General features: G+C 37.0%; 26 protein-coding genes. 20 read left to right on the top strand and 6 right to left on the bottom strand.

Annotated features, from left to right (window positions below):
* Positions 1–172 precede the first annotated feature (172 nt).
* Both ytvI and KI363_RS09600 read right to left on the bottom strand, forming a co-directional pair.
* Positions 173–1,231, bottom strand: coding sequence for a sporulation integral membrane protein YtvI (gene ytvI / locus KI363_RS09605; RefSeq protein WP_212966203.1), 1,059 nt, complete (start codon positions 1,229–1,231; stop codon positions 173–175).
* A gap of 177 nt (positions 1,232–1,408) precedes the next feature.
* Entirely contained in the window at positions 1,409–1,768 is a 360-nt protein-coding gene (locus tag KI363_RS09600) for a YugN family protein (RefSeq protein ID WP_158320472.1), read from the bottom strand.
* A gap of 420 nt (positions 1,769–2,188) precedes the next feature.
* On the opposite strand from KI363_RS09600, the gene KI363_RS09595 reads away from it, so the two are divergent.
* The 10 genes from KI363_RS09595 (at position 2,189) to coaD (ending at position 8,109) form a co-directional block, all read left to right on the top strand.
* The gene (locus KI363_RS09595; RefSeq protein WP_246516822.1) at positions 2,189–3,154 is read left to right on the top strand and encodes a CAP domain-containing protein; all 966 of its coding nucleotides are present in this window, start codon (positions 2,189–2,191) and stop codon (positions 3,152–3,154) included.
* Between the two features lie 134 nt (positions 3,155–3,288).
* Positions 3,289–3,699: a YlbD family protein gene (gene ylbD, locus KI363_RS09590; RefSeq protein WP_158320470.1), complete on the top strand. Its 411-nt coding sequence runs from the start codon at positions 3,289–3,291 to the stop codon at positions 3,697–3,699.
* Between the two features lie 12 nt (positions 3,700–3,711).
* A complete protein-coding gene (locus tag KI363_RS09585) occupies positions 3,712–3,951 on the top strand; it encodes a YlbE-like family protein (protein WP_158320469.1) in 240 nt (79 codons plus the stop codon).
* A 60-nt stretch (positions 3,952–4,011) separates the two neighbouring features.
* A complete protein-coding gene (locus KI363_RS09580; protein WP_158320468.1) occupies positions 4,012–4,389 on the top strand; it encodes a hypothetical protein in 378 nt (125 codons plus the stop codon).
* A 109-nt stretch (positions 4,390–4,498) separates the two neighbouring features.
* Entirely contained in the window at positions 4,499–4,945 is a 447-nt protein-coding gene (locus KI363_RS09575; protein ID WP_158320467.1) for a YlbF/YmcA family competence regulator, read from the top strand.
* Between the two features lie 21 nt (positions 4,946–4,966).
* Positions 4,967–5,242 carry a YlbG family protein gene (locus KI363_RS09570; protein ID WP_212966202.1) on the top strand — a complete coding sequence of 92 codons (276 nt, stop codon included), beginning with the start codon at positions 4,967–4,969 and terminating at the stop codon, positions 5,240–5,242.
* A 144-nt stretch (positions 5,243–5,386) separates the two neighbouring features.
* Positions 5,387–6,778: a hypothetical protein gene (locus tag KI363_RS09565; protein WP_212966201.1), complete on the top strand. Its 1,392-nt coding sequence runs from the start codon at positions 5,387–5,389 to the stop codon at positions 6,776–6,778.
* A 27-nt stretch (positions 6,779–6,805) separates the two neighbouring features.
* On the top strand, positions 6,806–6,940 hold the full coding sequence (locus KI363_RS22235) for a hypothetical protein (protein ID WP_281414100.1): 135 nt from the start codon (positions 6,806–6,808) through the stop codon (positions 6,938–6,940).
* A gap of 123 nt (positions 6,941–7,063) precedes the next feature.
* Positions 7,064–7,630 (top strand): 16S rRNA (guanine(966)-N(2))-methyltransferase RsmD, encoded by a 567-nt coding sequence (rsmD, locus tag KI363_RS09560; protein WP_158320464.1) that lies wholly within the window; start codon positions 7,064–7,066, stop codon positions 7,628–7,630.
* Positions 7,627–8,109: a pantetheine-phosphate adenylyltransferase gene (coaD, locus tag KI363_RS09555; RefSeq protein ID WP_158320463.1), complete on the top strand. Its 483-nt coding sequence runs from the start codon at positions 7,627–7,629 to the stop codon at positions 8,107–8,109. The genes rsmD and coaD overlap by 4 nt, the downstream gene beginning before the upstream one ends.
* Positions 8,110–8,166: 57 nt before the next feature.
* On the opposite strand, the gene spoVV is transcribed toward coaD, so the two are convergent.
* Positions 8,167–9,423: a dipicolinic acid transporter SpoVV gene (gene spoVV, locus KI363_RS09550; RefSeq protein ID WP_212966213.1), complete on the bottom strand. Its 1,257-nt coding sequence runs from the start codon at positions 9,421–9,423 to the stop codon at positions 8,167–8,169.
* A gap of 143 nt (positions 9,424–9,566) precedes the next feature.
* The gene (locus KI363_RS09545) at positions 9,567–10,775 is read right to left on the bottom strand and encodes a nucleotidyltransferase (RefSeq protein ID WP_212966200.1); all 1,209 of its coding nucleotides are present in this window, start codon (positions 10,773–10,775) and stop codon (positions 9,567–9,569) included.
* 217 nt (positions 10,776–10,992) lie between these two features.
* Between KI363_RS09545 and KI363_RS09540 the strand changes: the two genes are divergently transcribed.
* From KI363_RS09540 to KI363_RS09530, 3 genes are all read left to right on the top strand, one after another.
* Positions 10,993–11,532 (top strand): YceD family protein, encoded by a 540-nt coding sequence (locus tag KI363_RS09540; protein WP_246516821.1) that lies wholly within the window; start codon positions 10,993–10,995, stop codon positions 11,530–11,532.
* A 41-nt stretch (positions 11,533–11,573) separates the two neighbouring features.
* Positions 11,574–11,747, top strand: coding sequence for a 50S ribosomal protein L32 (gene rpmF / locus KI363_RS09535; RefSeq protein ID WP_158320461.1), 174 nt, complete (start codon positions 11,574–11,576; stop codon positions 11,745–11,747).
* Between the two features lie 449 nt (positions 11,748–12,196).
* Entirely contained in the window at positions 12,197–12,775 is a 579-nt protein-coding gene (locus KI363_RS09530; protein WP_158320460.1) for an RsfA family transcriptional regulator, read from the top strand.
* A 42-nt stretch (positions 12,776–12,817) separates the two neighbouring features.
* Here KI363_RS09530 and KI363_RS09525 read toward each other — a convergent pair whose 3' ends face one another.
* Positions 12,818–13,258, bottom strand: a complete 441-nt coding sequence (locus KI363_RS09525) for a DUF4064 domain-containing protein (protein WP_158320459.1) — start codon at positions 13,256–13,258, stop codon at positions 12,818–12,820.
* Positions 13,259–13,336: 78 nt separating this feature from the next.
* Complete coding sequence (locus KI363_RS09520; protein WP_158320458.1) at positions 13,337–13,804, bottom strand: N-acetyltransferase; 468 nt, start codon at positions 13,802–13,804, stop codon at positions 13,337–13,339.
* Between the two features lie 219 nt (positions 13,805–14,023).
* On the opposite strand from KI363_RS09520, the gene KI363_RS09515 reads away from it, so the two are divergent.
* From KI363_RS09515 to KI363_RS09485, 7 genes are all read left to right on the top strand, one after another.
* On the top strand, positions 14,024–14,926 hold the full coding sequence (locus tag KI363_RS09515; RefSeq protein WP_212966199.1) for a 2-dehydropantoate 2-reductase: 903 nt from the start codon (positions 14,024–14,026) through the stop codon (positions 14,924–14,926).
* A 78-nt stretch (positions 14,927–15,004) separates the two neighbouring features.
* The gene (bshC, locus tag KI363_RS09510; RefSeq protein ID WP_212966198.1) at positions 15,005–16,633 is read left to right on the top strand and encodes a bacillithiol biosynthesis cysteine-adding enzyme BshC; all 1,629 of its coding nucleotides are present in this window, start codon (positions 15,005–15,007) and stop codon (positions 16,631–16,633) included.
* 125 nt (positions 16,634–16,758) lie between these two features.
* Positions 16,759–17,190 carry a division/cell wall cluster transcriptional repressor MraZ gene (mraZ, locus tag KI363_RS09505; protein ID WP_158320455.1) on the top strand — a complete coding sequence of 144 codons (432 nt, stop codon included), beginning with the start codon at positions 16,759–16,761 and terminating at the stop codon, positions 17,188–17,190.
* Between the two features lie 31 nt (positions 17,191–17,221).
* A complete protein-coding gene (rsmH, locus tag KI363_RS09500; protein WP_212966197.1) occupies positions 17,222–18,154 on the top strand; it encodes a 16S rRNA (cytosine(1402)-N(4))-methyltransferase RsmH in 933 nt (310 codons plus the stop codon).
* Between the two features lie 45 nt (positions 18,155–18,199).
* Positions 18,200–18,556, top strand: coding sequence for a cell division protein FtsL (ftsL, locus tag KI363_RS09495; protein ID WP_212966196.1), 357 nt, complete (start codon positions 18,200–18,202; stop codon positions 18,554–18,556).
* Positions 18,553–20,715, top strand: a complete 2,163-nt coding sequence (locus KI363_RS09490) for a penicillin-binding protein (RefSeq protein WP_212966195.1) — start codon at positions 18,553–18,555, stop codon at positions 20,713–20,715. Before ftsL ends, KI363_RS09490 begins: the two co-directional genes overlap by 4 nt.
* A 119-nt stretch (positions 20,716–20,834) precedes the next feature.
* On the top strand, positions 20,835–22,748 hold the full coding sequence (locus KI363_RS09485) for a stage V sporulation protein D (RefSeq protein ID WP_246516820.1): 1,914 nt from the start codon (positions 20,835–20,837) through the stop codon (positions 22,746–22,748).
* Positions 22,749–23,129 lie beyond the last annotated feature (381 nt).

The raw sequence follows: 23,129 nt of genomic DNA, 5'->3' as shown, positions 1-23,129 counted from the left end.
TGAGCAGCCCACGAAGCGATGGGAGGCTCACCGCACGCCCCCCGGAAAGCGTCCGCCTGCAACGGAAATCAACGGTGTATAAGGTCTCACGTTATGTTACGGGCTTTATTGCAATTTACATTGAACGGCATGTATTTTTACAAAAAGCAATTATGAAATTGATTCTATTGAATCAAATTTTATAATTCAATTTAATAATCCCTGCTTCTCTTGCTGATTTGAATATGATCAAGCTGGCAGGACCTACAATAAGACCCCATACTCCAAATAATTTTAGACCTAGATACATGGATATTAATGTGGCAAGTGGCGAAAGGCCAAGATGCTGTCCCATTACTTTTGGTTCAACGGTTCTTCTTATGACAAGCAATATAACAGCCAAAATGGCTAATTTTGTTCCGACTACTGTATCCCCAACTAATAGATGGTATAAAGACCACGGCGCCATGACAATGATGGAGCCTATAATAGGGATTAAATCAATAATCCAAATGATAATCGCCATCATGAGTGCTACTTTGGGTTGAATTAATAAAAGTCCTAATAATGTCGCTGCAAAGATGATGAGTGAAACGAGAAACTGTGCTTTAAAAAAGCCAATTACGACAGAGGAAAGACGTGTCGTCATAAATTTAAACTTCTCTGCAGTTTTATCCGTCATATACTTATAAATACTAATTTTTAAACGCGGCAAATCGATCATAAATAAAAATAAAGCGATTAGATATACAAGGAAGCTAACTAGGTAATTGGGAATATAGGATAGGAAGGCACTAATCTTTTCAATACTCACATATTGTTTAAGCCCTGTAATTAACGTATCAAAAACATTGTTAATTTCTTCCGTAAAGGCTTTGACAACTTCGTCGGGAAAATCCTGTGCGACATGTTTTAAATTTTCTTCATAATTATGCCAAATACTCGTAATATTGTTAATATAACTTGGTGCATCCTCTATAATTTTAATACCTTGCGCCACAACCTTCGTAGAAATAAAAAAGATCGTGAAAGCGAGGATTAAGGTAAAAAGTGTAAAAACAATAATAATCGAAAATTGGCGTTTTAACTTAACCTTTGTTTGGATAAAGGTAACGATGGGCTCCAAAATAATAGCCGTAAACAACGCTAATATCAGTGGTACAGATATAGGTAAAATAAAGTAAAATAAAACAGCCGCTAATACAATAAGAATAAAAGCGATAATATATTTCTTTTTCAAAAGTCTAGACAAAATGGCCCCCCTTACACATACGATTTCTCCTTACTATTATATATGGAAGAGGCACTAATAAACAATCTATAATCCCTTAAAAGCTGGGATTATTTTGCAATAAAAAAGAACATGAAGAAAGTTAAGGGCATCTTCATGTTCTACTTTTTGAACGATCTCTCATATTTTCGATTCGTATTAATCGGCAAACACGGATAGATCTTTATAAATTTTTTCAAGCATTTGCTGACATTGTTTTACAAGGTGATCTGGAAAATATTCATCTTCTCCATATTCCACGCCATGAGGATAATAATGTTTACCTAGAATCGGGGTCATAAGTTGAATGAAAGCATCATGTGCTCCCACATCTCCTTGTGTTGCATAGCCCTGAACTCGTAAATAGTATGTCCCTTCACGAATTTGAAATTTGTGGTCATAAGTGACACGCTCATAATCCCATTGTCCCGCTCTTACCATAGCGTTTTCTTCCATTACTTCATCCAATCGATTCAAGTCCATATGTAATGTTTCAATTTTGGTATTTTCAAATTTCAAGGTATGTACCTCCTTTGTGATCCAATTGATTGATCGGTTTACTTTTAACATGAGAAGAATTATTTATTCCTCTTATATAATAGTCGAAAAATCAAGAACTTGCAATGTTATGAGTTCGTTGAAAGGGAAGATTAGTTAAAAGGTGACAATTTTTAGGCGAATGATTTTCTAGTTTGGAAAGGAAAAAATTAAACCATGAGAATCCCTGCATTCTATCTATTATTCATTTTCATTGAGAAGAAAACAATGTTAGAATGGAATCATTATATACATAATAAAAATTAATTAGGGATAAAGAGAGAATGTTTTTTAGAGGAAGGAGGGTCAAGGCTGCGTACTTTTGTTCGTGTTTGTATTATAACGACACTTATTTTTATACTGATGATTTTTACACATTCTACTAATGAAGATGATGAACCTTTGAAAGATCAAAATTCTGCCACTCCCCCTAAAATTGATTATTTTATGGATGATGAAGATACAATGGAGGATACAACTCGTCCCCAGGAAGGGCTATCTGTCTATATTGGGAAAGACAGCCAGGCAATTATAGAAGATTATGGAAAGCCAGAAAGAATTGAACCATCTGCCTATGGGTATGATTGGTGGATATATAGAGGTTTTAATGGAACATATATGCAGGTCGGCGTTACAAAGAAAAAGGTTGTCACGATTTATGCGATTGGGAACCAATTAAATGTAGCTCCTTTTACGATTGGCCAGCCTGTTGAGGATATTTTTCGATCGACTATTTTAGAAACGGAGATTACAGCTTCCACAGAAGATGGGACATATCGATTTGAATTATCCGAGGAGGATTTATATATTCGTCCACTTGTCCCTTTAGGTGAAATATTCGCCCAATTATCCATCGACAAATATACAGGGACTTTATCTAGTATCCGTTTTTTAGATAAAAAAACACTTATTACCCAAAAACCATATGAATTAGTTTACAATGGAAGGCTGTTAGAGCCGAAAGAATTACAAAGGGATGATTGGCGGGCAATTGAAGAAGGAAGCAAACAACAAGTATTTGATATTACAAATATTATTAGGGAACGCTTTGATTTAAACCCCTTAAAATGGGATGAAGAAGTGTCGGCCGTTGCATACGATCATAGTAAGAATATGGCAAAACTTGGCTATTTTTCCCATGATTCACCCGAAAACGGTTCGCTTGCGGAAAGACTGGATTCACAAGGAATTGAATACGATGCAGCCGCAGAAAATATAGCCAAAGACTATATAGATGGTCCTGCTATAGTAGAAGGTTGGCTCAATTCTGATACCCATAGGAAGACGTTATTGGATGATAAGTATACAAATTTAGGTGTAGGGGTTTATCAAAAGTATTATACTCAAACTTTTATTGAAGTAGAATAAGAAGTGCTGCAGGTACTTCTAAAGTCATGATATTTTATGCAACTCGCTCATACATGAATTTGTCCTTTACTCACTTTTTTGTCAGGCAAACATAATCTATATATAGGATTATTGTATAGGCGAGGTGGGACGTAATGAGTAAAGATCTTCATCCTTCTGTGAAGGAATTTAAGGAATTTATTCAGCAACATCCTCATTTAATTAAAGCGGTTCGACGGGAAGAATATACGTGGCAAGAGTTATTTGAGGATTGGTATTTACTTGGGGAAGACGACCCTAAGTGGAAAAGTGAAAGCTCAAGTAAAACAGAAAAAAATGCAAATAAAGATGGAGAAAGTAAATTATCAATCGGCCAAATCACAAAGATCTTAAAGAATATGGATGGAAATCAATTGCAACATCATATTCAGCAGCTAAGTCAGGCAATCGGCGCGGTACAAGGTGTGTTGACCCAATTTAGTCAATCAGGCGGTCAAACAGGTACACCATCATCAGGCACACAACAACCAAGAGCTAATAATCCTTTTTCTTTCAGAAAAGATTAGGGAGGGAAAACAATGCGACAAGAAATCATTCAATATATTTATAACAAGAGAGAATTGCAACAGTTTTTAAGGGAACAACCACAATGGTATCGGAAATTATCACGAGAACCAGAACAGCTTGAACAATTTGAAGTTGCCTCTTTACACTATTTTAAAAAGACGATCCCTCACCGTATTGAAAAATTTTCAAACAATATGCATATGGCATCCATGATGATGAATATGCTTCAAGCATTTAACACCTCAAAGTAAATAAGATTTCTGGTATGAAGCTCTTCCTTTTGTAAAAACTAAAAGGGAGGAGTGATAATCATGTGGAGATTCATTTTTTTATCGATTATATTCATTTTAATCACGGGTTGTGGTCAAAAAATACCTGAGCCTGAATCTTTTACAGCCGAGGCATCGGAGTTAGGGAAGAAAGATTCCGATATTCAAGTACAACATTTTGTTGAAGGAAACCGTGTCAAAGTAGAATGCTTTGTTCCGGAGGTATCTTTTAACAACGCGGATAGAAACTCCGCCAAAATCAATGTATATATTGATGGAGAATTCCACGATGAATACGATACGGCAGCTTTCGTTATAAAAAATTTAGAGGCTGGATCACATAAGATGAAAATAGAAGTTGTCGGATTAAATGAACAAACCTTCCAATTATCAAAGAGCTTTGAGGTGACTATTTTTTAAATCATGATGTGTATAAAGCTAGTAAAAATCACAAATTGTTACGTCAAATTGTGAAGAATTGTCGCAACCGTATGCAAAACATGATAAAATAGCGATTGGAGGTGAGCATATGCTTGCTACAATCGAAACGGTGCAATTACTAGAAAAAGCCGATAGCATTGGCATGCAAATTATCCATTCAGAAGTTGCTGATAAATATAGATTTTATTACAATAAATTGCAAGAGAATCCAGAGACTCAAAGGAAGATCAAGTCATTTCTTGAGATGAAGGATTTATACGAAGACGTTCAAAGATTTGGACGATACCATCCCGATTATAAAGAAATTATGGTGAAGACCCGGGAGCGGAAAAGGGAAATGGATTTAGATGAAAACATTGCTAATTTCCGAAGGGCAGAAAACGAGCTACAATCTTTATTAGACGAAGTGAGTATCATGATTGCTCGATCTGTTTCAGAACAAATAAAAGTCCCTACTGGAAATCCATTTTTCGAGACAGGTTCATCTTGTGGTGGAAATTGTGGCACCGGTGGGGGTTGTGGTTGTTCTGCCTAGGTCATTTAAAGGGGAAGATATATGTTTAGTGAAAGACAGGGATTGATCATTTGGTTATATAATTTGAAGAATGTGAAAACCTTAAGAAGATACGGCAATATTCATTATGTATCCAAAAGAATGAAGTATGTAGTCATGTATACTGCACAAGCGGAGGCAGAGGAAAAAGCGGAAAAACTAGCTTATATGCCTTTTGTCAAAAAAGTTGAATTATCAAATAAACCATTTTTAAAAACGGTGTATGAAAATTCGAAGCCAGACAAAGCAAAAGAATATGACTATCGAATTGGTTTGTAAATATGAATAAGCTGTTATAGAAGAAAAAGAAATCCTGTTTTTTGGTTGGACAAGATCTTCCTTCTTCTATGACAGCTTTTTATCGTGCAAAACAATAGGCGTTTTGAACCGATATCTTTAGTAGAATGACTAAGGAGAATTGCAGTGAAAAGACATATTATTTTGACCCTTATCCTGCTTTTTTTAACTGGGAGTACATTATTTTATCAATGGAAAGTTTATTCCTCGAATGATGAAAAAGTTACCATATCAGCCAATGAAGTGGTTTATATGAAACATGTACAAGGACAAATTCAAATCAAGCAAGTGATTAAGGACTTACCCAATCAGCTATTTAAGTTGAAAATTCCGGATAAACTAAATGATATTAAATGTGATGTGGGAAACAATCAAATATGTTCATTAAAGAGTAGTCACATCGAGGTGGAAGAAGAAGAAATCAGTTTTACTTATACGATTACAACCCCTAAACAGAAGCCTAAAAGTTTCCTCCTAGAAGATTGGCTTATTCAATTAGAGGGTGTTGATATTCAATCACATAAGATCCAACTTAGTGAATTTGACTGGAAAGAGGGAAGTTGGGTTGGGAACACAAGAGAAACAACCAAGAAAAAAATGGATCTTTTAGGTTATTATTATTTAGAAGGGCTAGAAAAAGACGTTATCTTGTACTGGCAACAGAAACCTTTACATATCGTTGATCTTCATGATGAAGTGTCTCTGTTTTCGACTAAGGAAAACAAAAAAATGGGGAAAATCAACTATAGGCCATTTAGTGAAGAGCCCTTATATCTGATCCTTACTGATCAGCATAAGGAAATAAAAAAAGATCGATTATGGATTATGCCACCAGAAGATAATGGGAAAGATCTTCAGCAACAATGGGTGATAATGGATATAGAAAATGCTTTTTTGTTCAAATCAGAGGAGGAGTGGCTCGCCGAAGTATTAGCCGCAGTCATATTAGGCGAGCCACCGAAAGATTCTAAGGCAAAAAAAATGTATACAGAAATAGATCGTTATTTTTCCATAGAGCAAGTAGAAGAATGGAAGCAGATGCTTCAAACCTATACACAAAAACAATTAAAAAGTAGAGATCTTGACTTAATGTTAAGTGAAATTTTAGGAGGAAAGATTCGCTTTTTTACTCATAATACGGACAAAGATCAACCATTTTCACCATTGATCCAATATGATTCTAGAAAGGCGCGATTAAATGGAAAAGATATAGGAGAATTTGATGTGTTCCATAAGAATGATAAATGGCTAATGGATGTCCTCCCCCTATTAAAGGCGTTAGATTTTCAAACACAAATAATGGATCAGAACATGGTTCAAGTGGATAAGGGGAAGATCCATTATCGCTTTTATCCCAATAAACGGTTTTTTGATTTAAATGGACAACGATATGGCGTCGGCGAAGCACCTGTCATTTTCTATCAAGAAACGATCTTAATGGAGGTTCCCTTTATTCATACGTTATTTAACGTAGAGATAGAACAAGATGAAAATACGATTCATATTAAAGAAAAATAACCCTGCAATTTCTGCAGGGTCCTTCCATTGCCGTCTAAACGGTTTAGAAGGCAAAAGGGAGAGGAGAAACCGGAGGAAGAACTTAAGGGGAATGTAAGTCTTCTCCGCGGTTGGCAACAGCATCATTCTGATGCCGTTACGATTATTATGGCCTATAAATAAAAGAAATATACTTATTTAGCCAAAGAAAGATGAGCAGCATAAAGTAGAACTGTATATTTCATTTGTTAGGTAATTTAGATTGTGGTAGGATAAAGTGAAACTTCAATAAGATTTGGTGACGATATGAGAGTAATTTCTGGAAATTTAAAGGGAAGGCCGTTAAAAGCAGTACCGGGAAATGGAACAAGACCGACAACAGATAAGGTAAAGGAAACGCTATTTAATATTATTGGACCTTATTTTACAGGTGGCATCGCCCTCGATTTATTCGCTGGTAGTGGCGCCTTAGGAATCGAAGGATTAAGTCGTGGCATGGAAAAGGTTATTTTTATTGATAAAGACCGTCAAGCCATTCAAACAATCAAAAACAATGTTCAAAATTGCAATTTGAACAGTCAAGTAGAAATCTATCGAAATGATGCAGAGCGAGCCTTAAAAGCTTTAATGAAAAGGGATATCCAATTCAATTATATTTTCTTGGACCCTCCTTATCATCGACAAAAATTAGAAACCATCTTACATACCATTGAAAAAAATCATCTGCTTATCCAGCAAGGTATGATTATAGTGGAACATGATTTTGAACTTTCACTGCCCGCGACCGTGGGAGAATTACATTGTGATAGGACAGGTCAATTTGGAATTACGGCTTTATCCATTTATAAAGAAGTAGCAAGGGGGACATCATGAAAAGTATTGCAGTTTGTCCAGGGAGTTTTGATCCCGTTACAATGGGGCACGTGGATATTATTCAAAGAGGAGCAAAAGTATTTGACGAAGTTCGGGTTGCGATTTTGAATAATTCTTCAAAAAACCCTTTATTTTCACTTGAAGAGAGGGTGGAGCTCTTAGAAGTCGTAACAAAAGACTTTGACAATGTCATTGTCGATACTTTTGATGGTTTGCTTATTGATTATGCGAAAAGTGTAAATGCGAACGCGATTATTCGCGGATTAAGAGCTGTTTCAGACTTCGAATATGAGATGCAAATGACATCTATGAATCGAGTATTAAATGAACAAATTGAAACATTCTTTATTATGACGAATAATCAATATTCCTTTTTAAGTTCAAGCATTGTAAAAGAAGTAGCCAAATATAAAGGGAACATTTCTGAACTAGTCCCTAGTGAAGTGAAAAAAGCACTTGATAAGAAATTTAGTGAATGAGTTTTAGGAAAAGCTGTATTTATCCATTGAAAATTTTCAGGATAAATACAGCTTTTTTTAAAATCGGGTACGGCCCATCTTTTTAATATAGAAGAAAATATAAATGGTCAGGGAGATAATCGTAAATAAAGGACCTATTTTGCTAAATGTAAGCAAAATCGTTTCCCACCATCGATCATGGTCTTGAAGAAAAACAGGAACAGCTGTCTCGATTGCCTGAATATGAAAATAATTGGAAAAGGGTTTCCAAAGTAAAACCGTAAAAATACTTGCAAGAAATCCATGCAACACACGTGCAAAGAAAAACGGTTTATAAGCAATATCAGTGGTTGCTAATATGCTAGCCACCTGAGCATGAACACTAAAACCACTAAAGCCAAGAATGAAACTAACAATGATGGCTTGTTGTAGTAGTATAGTACCTTGGACTTCACTTGCCATTTGACTCCCTAATGTAATTTCAAAAATTCCAGCGACTAAAGAGTTGCCAAATTCCTTTGGTAATTGAAAAATAGGCAAAATGTAGTCAAGTAAAGATGCGATCGCTGGTGTAAAATGAAGGTGAAATAATAATTTATTGATCACAGAAAAGAGAATAATGAATCCGCCAATCATAAGTAAAGTATGAATGGATGACATGACGGCATCGCCTAGCAGTTTCCCGATCGGCTTTTGATTATGAATTCTTGTTTGATGTAAAGCCGATAATGCTTCTGAAATATTGGGTATTGCTTTTTTTCCCTTATGTTTTTTTAGCCTTTTTTCTTTTACACCATAGAAACGCATAATAAAACCAACGAAAAAATTACCTAAATAATGCGCGGCGGCTAATAAAAAACCTAAACGAGGATTATGGAAAAAGCCTACTGAAACGGCACCAAAAATGAATAATGGGCTTGATGAATTTGTGAAAGAGACCAACCTTTGCGCCTCTACTTTGGTTAATTGCTTTTCTTGCCTTAGTCGAACCGTTAGTTTAGCGCCAGCAGGAAAACCAGTGGCCATGCCCATGGCCCAAGCGAATCCTCCAACTCCGGGAACACGGAAAAAAGGTCTCATAAAAGGCTCGAGAAGAACCCCCAAGAATTTAACAACCCCAAACCCAATTAATAATTCGGATATGACAAAGAAGGGGAAGAGCGAAGGAAAGACAATTTCCCACCACATTTTTAATCCGCGTATGGATGCTTCTAATGAATCCTCTGGCAGAGTGATCATTGATATAGCCATTAAGGTAACTAAAAAAGCTAATAGTAATGTTTTCATTTTTGATAAAGTAAACCTACCCAATACTGTATACCCCCTGTCCAACATCCACAATATCAATATACTCATAAAAATCACATTTAGACCATAAGATGTTCGAGGAGGCGATGGGGCATACTGAAATAGGCTTAGCACTAGGGTCTGGAGGCATGAGGATTCAAACCATAAACAATAACGATAAGAACCCCCTTTTAAAACATAATAGGGGGTTGCTTGTATTCATAATCACGCAACTTTGATCTAAAGGGTTCTTGTAATCCATGTGCATAAATCTGTGTGGCTTTTATATCGAGCGCTAGCATTTGATTTTGTTGTGCAGAGACTTTGGAAATCAAGGGGATTTCTAAGTCTTTTTTTATTGTCCTTAAATATTTTTGTCCACTGTGACTCATTCCAAGCAGGCGAATGTATTGTGGTTTTCTTCCCAAGGAACGGATCTCCTTTTTATGTACATTTAGAAGAACTTGAGTTGAGATTCGTTGTAACCTTGTCCATGTATATCTTTTTGTTTTCATTGTTTCCATGAAACTTTGAAAGTCTTTGGCAGTTTGTGCGGCCCGGATAAATCGATTTTCCAAACCTTCTTCCATGTCATAAATGGATTTTAATTCTTCACTACTCTTAGATAAAATTTGGTATTGTAAATAATCCCAATAATTTTCCCAGGAATGAAGTTGGCCGAAATGAGAAAGGTAACTTTGTAATTCGGAAAAGCTAGTCTTCGGAATATATTCTTTAATTGAATCGGTTTGATCTGTTTGTTGTATTCTATTTCTTATGGAAGTAGCACTCGCTATATTTGTTTCATTAAATGCGGGATCATGATACCCAGCGTTCTTTCTTTTTACCGTAATAAATTGTATATGGGGATTGATATCAGAAGCGGCATCCATATAGTGAAACCCGAGAATATTATTTGGTTTGGATAAATCAATCAATTCATTCTTTGGATGCAAAGCCTCATAGGCTTTTGATAAAGCAGAAGGATAACTCATTCCCATTTTAATAAAATCTTTTATATATTTTTCATATCGCAAACGATGTTGCTTTAAAAAGTCAATCGTATGATGAAATTCAGTGATCTGACCTGATTCACTCCCGAAGCAAATATGGCTACAGTTTAATGCATTAAGTAAATAAACAGCTCCATAAGCAAAAATTTCAGCTTTTTGTACAGAAAAAGCGAAGGGTAACTCAATTACAAGATCAATTCCAGCTGATAATGCCATTTTGGCTCTAGACCACTTTGAAACGAGAGCAGGCTCTCCTCTTTGTAAGAAATTGCCACTCATGATGCATATCGCGACATCAGCATGTGTTTCCTCTTTAGCTTTTTGTAATTGATACAAATGTCCATTATGAAATGGATTATATTCTACTACAATTCCTACTGTTTTCATGACTTGCTCCCCCCGAACGTTACTTTCTATTATGATACTAAAGGTTGGAGGAAAATAAAAACAACTTCATTTTATAAAATAAACATAATGTAATTATGGTAAACAAAGAAATTGATAAGACTTTTTTAAGAAAAAATGGGTAAGCTGATAATGTACATATATTGACAAACGAGAACCTGAAAGCTATAATTACTTTTGTTGCCAAGAGGTGATCAACATGAAATGGACAGTTTCTCAATTGCAAAAAATGCGAGATTCTGAAGTGGAAATTGACCAAACTATTGATATTTCAAAGGATCTTACAAACAGAAATTCAGAAATTAGGGACGCTTCTCCGATCGAGATTAAGGGGAATATTAAAGTAGATTCTCAAGAAGCAACCTTTCATCTGCAACTGAAAGGTACTTTAATTTTACCTTGTGCTCGTACACTAGTGGATACTGAATATCCGATCGATATTTCTTCAACAGAAATTTATTCACTTAATATGAATAAAATTTCAAGTGATGATATAGACGAAAACGTGCATGAACCTGAAAACGGAGTAGTGGATTTAATTCCGGTCATAGAAGAATTGATCCTTGTGAATATTCCGATGCAAGTCTTTTCACAAGAAGCATTGAATAGAGACACGCTGTCGGGAAAAGATTGGAATGTTATGACAGAAGAGCAATATCTAGATGAAAAACAGAAGGATAAAAAAGTAGATCCTCGTCTAGCTGGCCTTGCTGCCTTACTAGATAACGAAGAGGAATAATACTTTTCTGATATCTATTTGATTTTAAGGAGGTGGGAATTATGGCTGTACCAAAAAGAAGAACTTCAAAAACAGTGAAAAGACAACGTCGGACCCATTTTAAACTACAAGTCCCAGGCATGGTTGATTGCCCAAACTGCGGAGAGAAGAAACTTGCTCATCGGGTTTGCAAAGCTTGCGGAACTTATAAAGGTAGCGAAGTTGTGAACAAATAATTATTGCAATAAAAAGTGCGAAGAGACCATGGCTCTTCGCACTTTTTTATTGCAAGAAAAGCGCAAGCGCCCGTCTAGCGACGTACAAACTTTTTAGGGGCCTAGACGAGATAAAGGAAACACAGTGAGCCTGATAAGGCGAACTGATGTTGACTTATCGTAGGAAGGCACCGAAAGTTTGCTAGTCGCTGGGCGCTGGAGCTGGACAAGAAAAGCGCAAGCGCCTGTTTAGCGGCGTACATGCTTGGAGAATAAGGTTCAAAGGCTAAATACGCGCCGTCCTGGCGCAACGCCTTTGTGACCAACATCCTGTTGGCCTCCGTCCTGGCGCAACGCCGTTTTGACCAACAACCTGTTGGCCACTGTTGTCTTTCTTTCGCTTTTCTTTGCAGGCTGATTCTATCTTTCAGTGTAGTGGCATATACTTACAAAAAAGTAGAGGTGATAAAATGACAACTTCACGGCAGGATGCTTGGTCTGCGGATGAGGATCTTCTATTAGCTGAATTAGTGTTATCTCATATACGCGGGGGTAGTACACAACTTAAAGCATTTGAAGAGGCTGGAAAGAAATTGAAAAGAACCGCAGCCGCATGCGGGTTTCGGTGGAATTCTAATATTAGAAAACAGTATAAAGAAGAAATTAATCAGGCAAAAAAGGCTAGAAAACAACTTAAGATGGGGGAGGCTCCAGCGACCACTACGGATTCGCAGGAGATGGAGAACAACCAGTTAGCGCAACAGCCGTCTTCTACAATATTGGCAAACGCCACCTCTCTTCTTGGCGAGATAGAAAAAGAATTAGCTGAATTAGATTCCTATAAAACAGAAAATAAGCGTTTAAAGGAGGAAATAAGAAATTTAGAGGCCCTTAATGTAACAGCTAATGAAAAAGTAAAAGAAGTGGTTGAAAAATATCAGCAATTAAAAAAAGATTATCACTCTTTAATGTATCTTTTAGATAAGGCTAGGAAAATAGCAGATGAATTTACGGAAGAATCGGCTGGTAAGCAGGTTGAAGTAAAATAGGAAAAGGAGCCGAATGTATGCGTCGGCTCCTCTTTCTGTCAATTATAGCGTTTGTGACTGGATTGGTTCTTCAGGAGGTGCTTTGCGGACAAAACACATAATCCCAGCGATGAGTAAAAGCAGAGCGGGAAGAAAAGCTATGCCAACAGAAATGATCCCCATTAACACCGCTCCGATAATATTCATCCAGCCGCCCACTTTTGGATTTTTATTACCGACAACATTAACGATCGCAATAATTCCAAGAATTAGTCCAATAATGGTTGCGATAATAATCGCCCATCCGAACCCGGAAAAGATGCTCAGAAAGCTATCCATTTCTTCCATTGATAAGGCTGGATCATTGGCAAGAGTGGGGTCATTCGCAACCTCATTTTTCACTGCATCTGATCCCATAAACAGGAAGAACATACCAATTAAACTGGTAAATGCACTTAATACGACCCCAATAACACCTAATGTAATTTCACCTGTTCTTTTCAAAAGAAATACCTCCTAGTTATAAATGTTTGCATACTAATATACGATGATAATGTAAAATAGTTTCATATATTATTAAAATTATTGAGGGGTGACTCCTTTAGGATACCAAACTAACGGCTCCTCTCCACGATCCCTTTCCATTTCATAATGGACCGGTTCAAATCCCATCTTTTCAAAAAAAGGTCGTGAGTTCATACGCGGATTTGTTTTAATCGGCATATTATAGCTCTTAGCATAGTCTACAAGGGCTTTGCCAAAACCCATTTTCTGATATCCAGGTAACACTTCTAGTTTCCACAATTCTAGATAGTCCTGTGGAGGGTTAAAATATTGATCATATTTAGCGGGGGTTTGATATAAACTCATCCTGGCAATTAGTTTATCACCAAAATAGATCCCATAGAATGGGGAAAAAGTATTATCTTCAATCATATTCGCTTGCAGATCATCTATCATGGACAGCTCTTGTATGCCGAATTCTTTAAATTTTTTAAATTCCTCTAGGGTTTTAAAATTAATCTTAAGCCTTTTCACACTTTGTGGCATATGCAAAACCTCCTTTTCTTACTCATCGGACACATCCTCCTTAAAAGTCATTGTATAAATTTAACTTAGATGTGTCCATGAAACTATACTAGCATCAATCTTTATGTCTGATAAATGAAATTTAGTTAGGAATATTATAATATAAACTTAATAAAAAATCAGTTTATTTTAATGGATTTTAATTTTAAAAATAAAGAATATAAAAATGCAGGTGATGATATGAAGATAGGAGTTATTGGTGGGGGTGCAGTAGGTCTGTTGTTTAGCACTTACCTTAGTTTAAATCATAAGGTTGTATTACTGACTAGGACAAATACACAAGCTACTGTCATTAATGAAAAGGGAATCGTATTATCAAATTCACATAAGGATATGAAATATGTTGTGACGGCATATTCTGATTTTGATAAATTAGAAAAGCAAGATTTAATAATCATTGCCGTTAAGCAATATGATCTTGCGTCCTTACTGAAGCATCTCTTGACTCTTCCCACTAATACACCACTTCTATTTATTCAAAATGGAATTGGTCATATTAAATTACTAGAAACATTGCCACATGAAACAATCTTTATTGGGACCGTTGAACATGGGGTGAAAAAAATCGGGGCAAATCACATTCATCACACAGGTATAGGGATAACGAATGTTGCCCTTTTTCGCGGAAGGAAAGAGAGTTTGATTGATTTTCCTGACAGTGTCAGCGAAGCATTTCCTTTTTGCTTTTACCAAAATTATCGAAAAATCCTGCTCGATAAATTAATCGCTAATAGCGTTATTAATCCTTTAACAGCTATATTTAAAGTGAAAAATGGAAGCCTTATCGAGAATCCCCATTATTACAAGGTATTTGAAAGCCTGCATGCTGAACTATCTTCGGTTTTCCCTGAAATAGATACAAAGCAGTCATTAGAAAAAATTATTCATATTTGTCATAGTACGAAAGAAAATCGCTCTTCCATGCTCAGTGATATGATTGCAGGCAGAAAAACGGAAATCGATGCGATCGTAGGAGCTGTTTTGGAACACGCCGAAAAAAAAGGAATGGTTTTACCTATTACGGCAACGATATTCGAAATGATCAAAGGAATGGAGAGAGAATACGGTTTCGAAGACATCTAGGACAATTTAATATCAATTTTTTCTTCATTTTGCTATACTTTTATCTACCTTTACCAATGCATGAAAGGGAGTTATTTAATGGAAATTGAAAGCATCGTCATTCCAGCAACGAACGACTTTGCTTCTCTTTATATGGAACAAAAAGAACCGGTGAAAGGTTTTTTTCATTATGATATAACAGAGAACGGGGTTTATGAAAAACGCTATAACGATTTAATGAAAAGGAATTTTAATCGAAAAGCGCTTGCCGCTTGCATAGAAAACTATATGGAGCGCTTCCCTACGTCTAATGAAACTAGGAAGTCACTTGAAAAATTACAAAATGACAAATCCACAGTTGTGATTGGAGGGCAACAAGCTGGATTATTAACAGGTCCGCTTTACACCATACATAAAGTTATTTCCATACTTAAATTGGCGGAACAACAGGAAAGAAATTTGGGGACTCCAGTTATTCCTGTGTTTTGGATTGCTGGCGAAGACCATGATTTTTTAGAAATTAATCATGTGTATGCTGAAGCAGGACGTAAGATGAAGAAGGTCAATTTCCCAGAACAAAAAGGTTTGAAAAAAATGGCCTCTGATATCGTATATAATAAAGAGGAAATGCAAAAATGGCTGGAGACCATTTTTATGCATTTAGGAGAACGAAAATATACGAAAGAAATGTTCGCTTCCGTGCTGGAAGCAAGTAATCGTAGTGAAACGATCACAGATTTCTTTACAACGATTATTATGTCGTTATTTAAAGATTATGGATTATTAGTGATTGATGCAGCGGATCGACATTTAAGGAATTTGGAAAAACCTGTTTTTTCAAAAGTGATTGATCAAGCATCTCTAATTACAGAAAAGGTCTTAACTCAGCAAAAGCTAATTCACCATTATGGATTCACTCGTATGCTTGATATTCATCCGCAATCAGCCAATTTGTTTTTATATGAGGGAAATGAGCGATTGTTATTGGATTATGATTCGAAATCAGATCGGTTTAAAGTTGAAAAAACAGATTGGCAAATGGATCGCCTAGATTTGTCTGAGAAACTGAAAGAGACTCCGGAGATTTTCAGTAATAATGTCGTTACAAGACCACTGATGCAAGAGTCTTTATTTCCATCTCTAGCTTTTATCGCCGGTCCAGGAGAAATTGCGTATTGGGGTGAGTTAAAACAAGCATTTGAATTATGGGATATGAAAATGCCCCCCCTTGTACCAAGGATAAATATTACATTTATAGAACCAAATATTGAACGGGATCTAGATGATTTACAACTAACGATTGAGGATGTTTTAAAAAATGGAGTGGAAAAACAACAAAAAACTTATCTTGATTCCGTAACAGACCGAGATTTGGAAATGATGTTGGATGATATGAACAAGTTTCTAGAAGAACGTTACCAATCTATTTTTGAAAGGCTTGAACATACTGAACGTGGACTTTTACCTCTTGCACATAAAAACTTAGCTTTTCATACAAAGCAAATTGAGTTTCTGAAAAAGAAAGCAGATTGGTATGTAAAAGAAAGGTATGAAAGTGAATTAGAGAAATATGATCGGGTTGAAAGATCTTTGCGTCCGAATGGCAGCCCACAGGAAAGGATATGGAATATCTTTTATTATTTAAATGAAAGAGGAGAGTCATTTATCCATGAATTAATGTCCCTGTCATTCGAGTTTGATGGAAGGCACAAAATTATTAAAATATAGTTTTTTTAGGGCTTCTAATTAGTCGGCTATTCGGCAATTAGAAGTCTTTTTTATTTGTAGGAAAAAAAGGTGGTGAAAAGTGGTAGGTTGTGGTAAATTAGAGATAGAAAGTGGGGGCATGTCTCATGTTCATGGGAGAATACCAACATAACATTGATACGAAAGGGCGTTTAATCGTTCCAGCTAAATTTAGAGACTCTCTTGGTGAATCATTTGTTATTACAAGAGGTCTTGACCAATGTTTATTTGGATATCCTCTTGATGAATGGCGCCAGTTGGAGGAAAAGTTAAAAACCTTACCGATGACGAAAAAGGATGCGAGGGCTTTTACACGGTTTTTTTTCTCCGGAGCGATTGAATGTGAGATCGATAAGCAAGGTAGAATCAACTTGCCCACCACATTGATTGGCTATGCAAAATTAGAAAAAGAATGTGTAGTTTTAGGCGTTTCTAATCGTATAGAGATTTGGAATAAAGGAATTTGGGAAGAATATTTTACAGAGTCAGAAGAATCATTTGCTGAAATTGCTGAGAATATGATTGATTTTGATATTTGATTGACCAATAGGGATAGAATAGGGGGGCATCATGTTTAAACATACGACAGTATTATTAAATGAAGCATCGGAAGGACTGAACATTCACTCTGACGGGGTATATGTTGATTGTACTTTAGGTGGTGGTGGCCATTCCCAAAAAATCCTTTCACAGTTATCAGACAAAGGACAATTAATCGCGTTTGATCAAGATGAAACAGCTATTGCTCATGTAAGGGAAACACTCTCTCATGAGAAAAGTAAGCTCACAATCATTCAAAGTAATTTTGTTCATCTTCAAGATCGACTTGCAGAGCTTGGAGTACAAAAGGTAGATGGGATACTATACGATCTGGGCGTCTCTTCACCACAGTTAGATGACCCGGAAAGAGGTTTTAGTTACCATCACGATGCACCACTTGATATGAGGATGGACCGTAGTAGTGCTGTTTCAGCTTATGAAGTTGTAAATAACTGGTCATATGAAGACATGGTACGAATTTTTTTCCAATATGGTGAGGAAAAGTTTTCCAAACAAATTGCTAGGAAGATTGAAGCAGCCAGAGAAAAGGCTCCTATTGAAACGACGGGTCAGCTAGTTGAACTAATTAAAGAAGGGATACCAGCACCTGCACGAAGAAAAGGGGGACATCCCGCTAAAAGGATATTTCAAGCCATAAGAATAGCGGTGAATGATGAGTTGCATGCATTTGAATCCTCACTTGAACAGGCGATTGAATTGCTTCGTCCGGGTGGGAGAATATGTGTCATTACTTTTCATTCTTTGGAAGATCGAATTTGCAAAACGGTCTTTAAAACAGCAAGTGAGGGGCCACCATTGCCACCAGGGATGCCAGTGATTCCTCAAGGCTATGAGCCAATATTGAAATTGGTTAACAGAAAACCAATTATTCCAAGTGAAGAAGAGTTAGAGGTTAATAATCGTGCTCGATCGGCAAAGTTAAGAATTGCTGAAAAGATATAGTACATATGTAAAGTATATTTTTAAGGGAGACGGAGGGACTTTTATTTGAGTAATTTAGCCCGAAAACAACAATATCAATATCAACCAGCACAACAGCCGGAAAGAGAAATTAAAAAAGTTAAATGTCATGCTAAGATCACTCCTGGGGAGAAAGTCCTTGCTTTTTTATTAATCGCTTTTCTAGCTGTTATGTCCATTCAAATTATTTCAGCCAATGCGCAAGTGTATGAAGTGAATAAAGACGTGGAAGATGTCAAGACGGCTATTCAAGAGCAAGAGACAGTCAATAGTGAACTCGAAGCTCAAGTGAAGGAAATGAGCAGATACGAAAGAATTAAGGAAATAGCGGAGAAAAAAGGTCTTAATTTAGACGGGAATAATGTCAAGGTTGGGGAAAAATGAGTAGTCATAAAAAGAATAGGAATATAGGAGCGGCAGTATTTTTTATTATATTTAGCCTGCTCTTTTTTGTCTTAATTGTTAGATTTGTGACCATTCAAACAACTGGGAAAGTAGAGGGAAAGGTACTAGCCGCAGAAGCAAAAGAATTATATTTACGTCAAGGTGTTTTGAAAGCGAAACGAGGCACTATTTTTGATCGCAACAAAGAGATTATCGCAGAAGATTCAGAGTCTTATACATTAGTAGCAGTATTAGATGAAGCATTAACAATCGATAAAAAGAAGCCGAGGCATGTCGTCGATCCTGCTAAAACAGCCAAGCAATTAGCTGAATACATCGATATGGAAGAAGCGGATATTTATGCTGTTTTAACGAAAGATGCCAAACAAGTGGAATTCGGAAAAGCGGGAAAAGATCTATCCCATAGTGTGAAAAATAAGATTGAAGACCTTCATTTACCTGGTATTGGATTTTTAAAGGATACAAAAAGGTTCTATCCAAATGGTGTTTTTGCTTCCCACCTTATTGGCTATACGCAAGAAGTGGAAGAAGATGGAAAAAAAAAGCTTACTGGAACTGGCTTAGAAATGAGCTATAATGATCTTTTGAGTGGGAAAAATGGTTCCGTGCAATATGAAGGGGATGTTTGGAATTATATATTACCAAACTCGAAGAAACATATTAAAGAACCTGAAAATGGCCAGGATATATACTTAACGTTGGACAAAAAAATTCAGACCTTTTTAGAAGATGCGATCAGTCAAGTAGATGAAAAGTATTCTCCTGAAAGAATTATGGCGGTTGTAGCAGAGCCAAAAACTGGGAAAATCTTAGCAATGGGTCAGACTCCCACTTTCCATCCCGAGACAAGGGAGGGGATTGACAAATCTTGGCACAATGAAGTAATTGAAACAAGCTATGAACCTGGTTCTACGATGAAGGTTTTTTCATTAGCTACTGCGATTGAAGAAGGTGTTTTTAAACCAGCTGATACATTCCCTTCTGGTAAATACCAAGTGGATCGCCAAAGTACAATAAATGATCATAATGGTGGGGAAGGCTGGGGAACCATTTCTTACTTAGAAGGTGTGCAACGATCATCCAATGTAGGATTTGCTTATTTACTTGAAAAAATGGGCACAAAAGCTTGGCGTGAAGCCATGGAGGATTTCAAATTTGGACAACGGACCAATATTGGCTTACCTAATGAGGCTACCGGCAAGATTCTCTATCGGTATCCTGTTGAAAAAGTCACGAGTGTATACGGTCAAGGTACAACGGTCACTGCCATTCAGATGGTTCAAGCAATGACTGCTATTGCCAATGAAGGTGTGATGATGAAGCCGTATGTTGTAGATAAGGTTGTGAATCCCAATGATGGAACTGTTCAAGAAACAAAGCCTGAGGTAGCAGGGAAGCCGATTAGCAAAGAAACGGCTAAAGAAGTGTTAGAAGTGTTAGAAACAGTGGTCACCGGTAAAAACGGAACAGGAAAAATCTATAATATTGAGGGCTATCAAGTAGCGGGAAAAACGGGGACAGCCCAAATAGCAGGGCCAACCGGATATCTGAAAGGGAAAAATAATTATATTTATTCCTTTCTTGGTGTTGCCCCCGCTGATAATCCGCAGTTAGTGATGTATGTGATGGTCGATCGGCCGCACTTGGACGAAAATGAAAGTGGAAGTAAACCTGTTTCGATGATTTTTAATACGGTGATGAAAAGCAGTTTACAATATTTAAATATCAAACCGGAAGAATTTGTTAAGGCCAAAACGGTTCAGCTTCCTGATTTCTCTGAAATGAGCGTGAGTGAAGCCACAAAATGGGTGAAAGAAAAAGGATTAAACCCAATAGTCATTGGTGAAGGCAACAAGATTATTCAACAATCGCCATTTTCCAAAGAGGCGTTAATTGTTGGTGAAAAGGTTTATTTGAAAACAGATGGCCCTACAACCATCCCTAACATGAAAGGATGGTCGAAACGAGAAGTGATCAATCTTTCTGAAATGGCCGATATAACCCTTAAAATAAAAGGAGAAGGGTATGTATTGCAACAAAGTTCTAAACCAGGAACAGTGGTGGAACCGGGGGAAACATTAGAGATCCAATTTCAGTCTCCGCGAGAGGCATTGAACAAGAAAAAAGCAGATGAATAGTTTCAAGTTATATTTGGGGGATGTATGCTGTACATCCTCTTTTTCTTTTGCTGGAATCGTTCTATGTTCGAGGAATTTCGCATATAGTGGAACGAGCCCTGGAAGAGGAGGTCCTTTTTTTGAAGCGTGTATCTACCGTAACGGTAAGAAAAAGACTGTCATTTATATTAATAGCGGGACTGTTTGTATTTTTTATTATTGATGTGCGATTAGGGTATGTTCAGTTTGGTATGGGAAAAGCCCTAACGGATCTTGCAAGAGATTCATGGAGTAGAAATATTCCATTTGAACCTGAACGAGGAAAAATTGTGGACAGGAATGATGTTTCGATTGCCGAAAATAAATCCGCCCCAACGGTATATGTCATCCCAAGACAGATAGAGGATCCTGCGGGAACGGCCGAGAAGCTCGCAAAAGTATTAGAAGGTTCCAAAGAGGATATTTATCAACGAGTCTCTAAAAACTCTTCTATTGAAAGATTACCTGAAGGAAGAAAAATAACCTTTGAAAAAGCAAAAGAAGTTCAAGCTTTAGATTTAAAAGGGGTCTATATTGCGGAAGATTCAAAGCGTCATTACCCTTTTGGGAAATATTTATCGCATGTGTTAGGATTCACCGGCATAGATAATCAAGGTCTTGCTGGATTAGAATTATATTATGATAAAGAACTAAAAGGAGAGAAGGGGTCCGTACAGTTTTTTTCGGATGCGAAAGGAAAAAGAATGCCGGAGATGTCAGATGAATTTGATCCTCCTCAAGATGGTTATGATCTAAAATTAACAATTGATACTAAAATTCAATCGATCATTGAAAGGGAACTAGATAATGCGGAAGCATTATATAACCCAGATGGCATTATTTCTATTGCGATGGATCCGAATACTGGAGAAATTTTAGGAATGTCTAGCAGGCCTTCGTTTGATCCCGCTGATTTTCAAAATGTGCCTCAGGAAGTATATAATCGAAATCTTCCTATCTGGAGTACGTACGAGCCAGGATCAACATTTAAAATTATTACACTCGCCGCTGCCCTAGAAGAAGGAAAAGTGAACTTAGAAGAAGAACATTTCCATGATCATGGTTCGGTTAAAGTAGGTGGAGCAAACCTACGTTGCTGGAAAAGTGGGGGGCATGGGAGTCAAACATTTCTTGAGGTGGTTGAAAATTCCTGTAACCCAGGTTTTGTGGAGTTGGGTCAAAGATTAGGCAAAGAAAAATTATTTGATTATATTCGTGGTTTCGGTTTTGGGGAAAAAACGGGGATCGATTTAGCTGGAGAAGGAACGGGTATTTTATTTAAAATGGACCGGGTTGGTCCCGTTGAGCTGGCGACAACATCGTTTGGACAGGGGGTTTCAGTTACTCCTATCCAACAAGTGGCCGCTGTTGCTGCTGCAGTCAACGGAGGAACCTTATATCAACCTTATATTGCGAAAGAACTTGTAGACCCACGAACAGGAGCAGTTGTAATGCGGAAAACTCCTGTTGCCAAAAGAAAGGTGATCTCAGAGTCTACCTCAAAAGAAGTGAGACATGCGCTTGAGAGTGTTGTCGCTCAAGGTACAGGTGGAAATGCATTTGTAGACTCTTATCGTGTTGGAGGAAAAACAGGTACGGCACAAAAGGCAAAAGATGGTCGTTATTTAGAAAATAATTATGTTGTCTCATTTATCGGATTTGCACCTGCAGATGATCCACAAATTGTTGTCTACACGGCTGTCGATAATCCAAAAGGTACCGTTCAATTTGGCGGCACGGTCGCTGCGCCGATTGTAGGAAATATCTTAGAAGATTCTTTGCAAGCCATGGGCGTCAAACCCCGTGAAAACCAAATAGAAAAAGAAAAAAAGTGGAATGATCCCGTCATGATCACAGTGCCTGATTTAAAGGGGATGTCAATCAAGGAAATTCAACAGCAAATGTATAACTTAAAGCTTAAAACAAGCGGGGAGGGCTCAAAAGTCATTCAGCAAAGCCCTAAACCAGGTGTAAAGGTAGAAGAGGGCTCCGCAATCAGAGTCTATCTTGAGTGATCTAGCTCCAGCGCCTAGCCCCGAGAAGCTCACAGGATGTGAGTTCATCGGCGTAGCGCTAGGGCGGCGCAGAACTGCGTTGCGCCACGATGGCGCGTCTTTAGCTGTTCTACCTTAAATCAAGGCTCTTGCGCTTTTCTTGAGAACAACGGAGCGGCATGATTCATTCATGACCGCTTCTTAAGTTCGTTAAAAAATTTATACAAAAAATCATGCTTCAAGGATAGCTTCAAATTCAATTATTATGTAAAATAGATAGGAATGTTTTTTTCTGTATTTTTACAGAAGCATTATTTTAGGAAATTCTAGCTTATATAATGGGACGGCTTTTCTCAAGGATAGAAGTATAAATTTGGGCTAGTGCTGGATCTAGCTCCAGCG

This window comes from Lederbergia ruris (assembly GCF_018332955.1).
GTDB lineage: Bacteria > Bacillota > Bacilli > Bacillales > Bacillaceae_C > Lederbergia > Lederbergia ruris.
The sequence above is the reverse complement of the archived record's forward strand: the minus strand, read 5'-3'. Positions and strand labels throughout refer to the sequence as shown.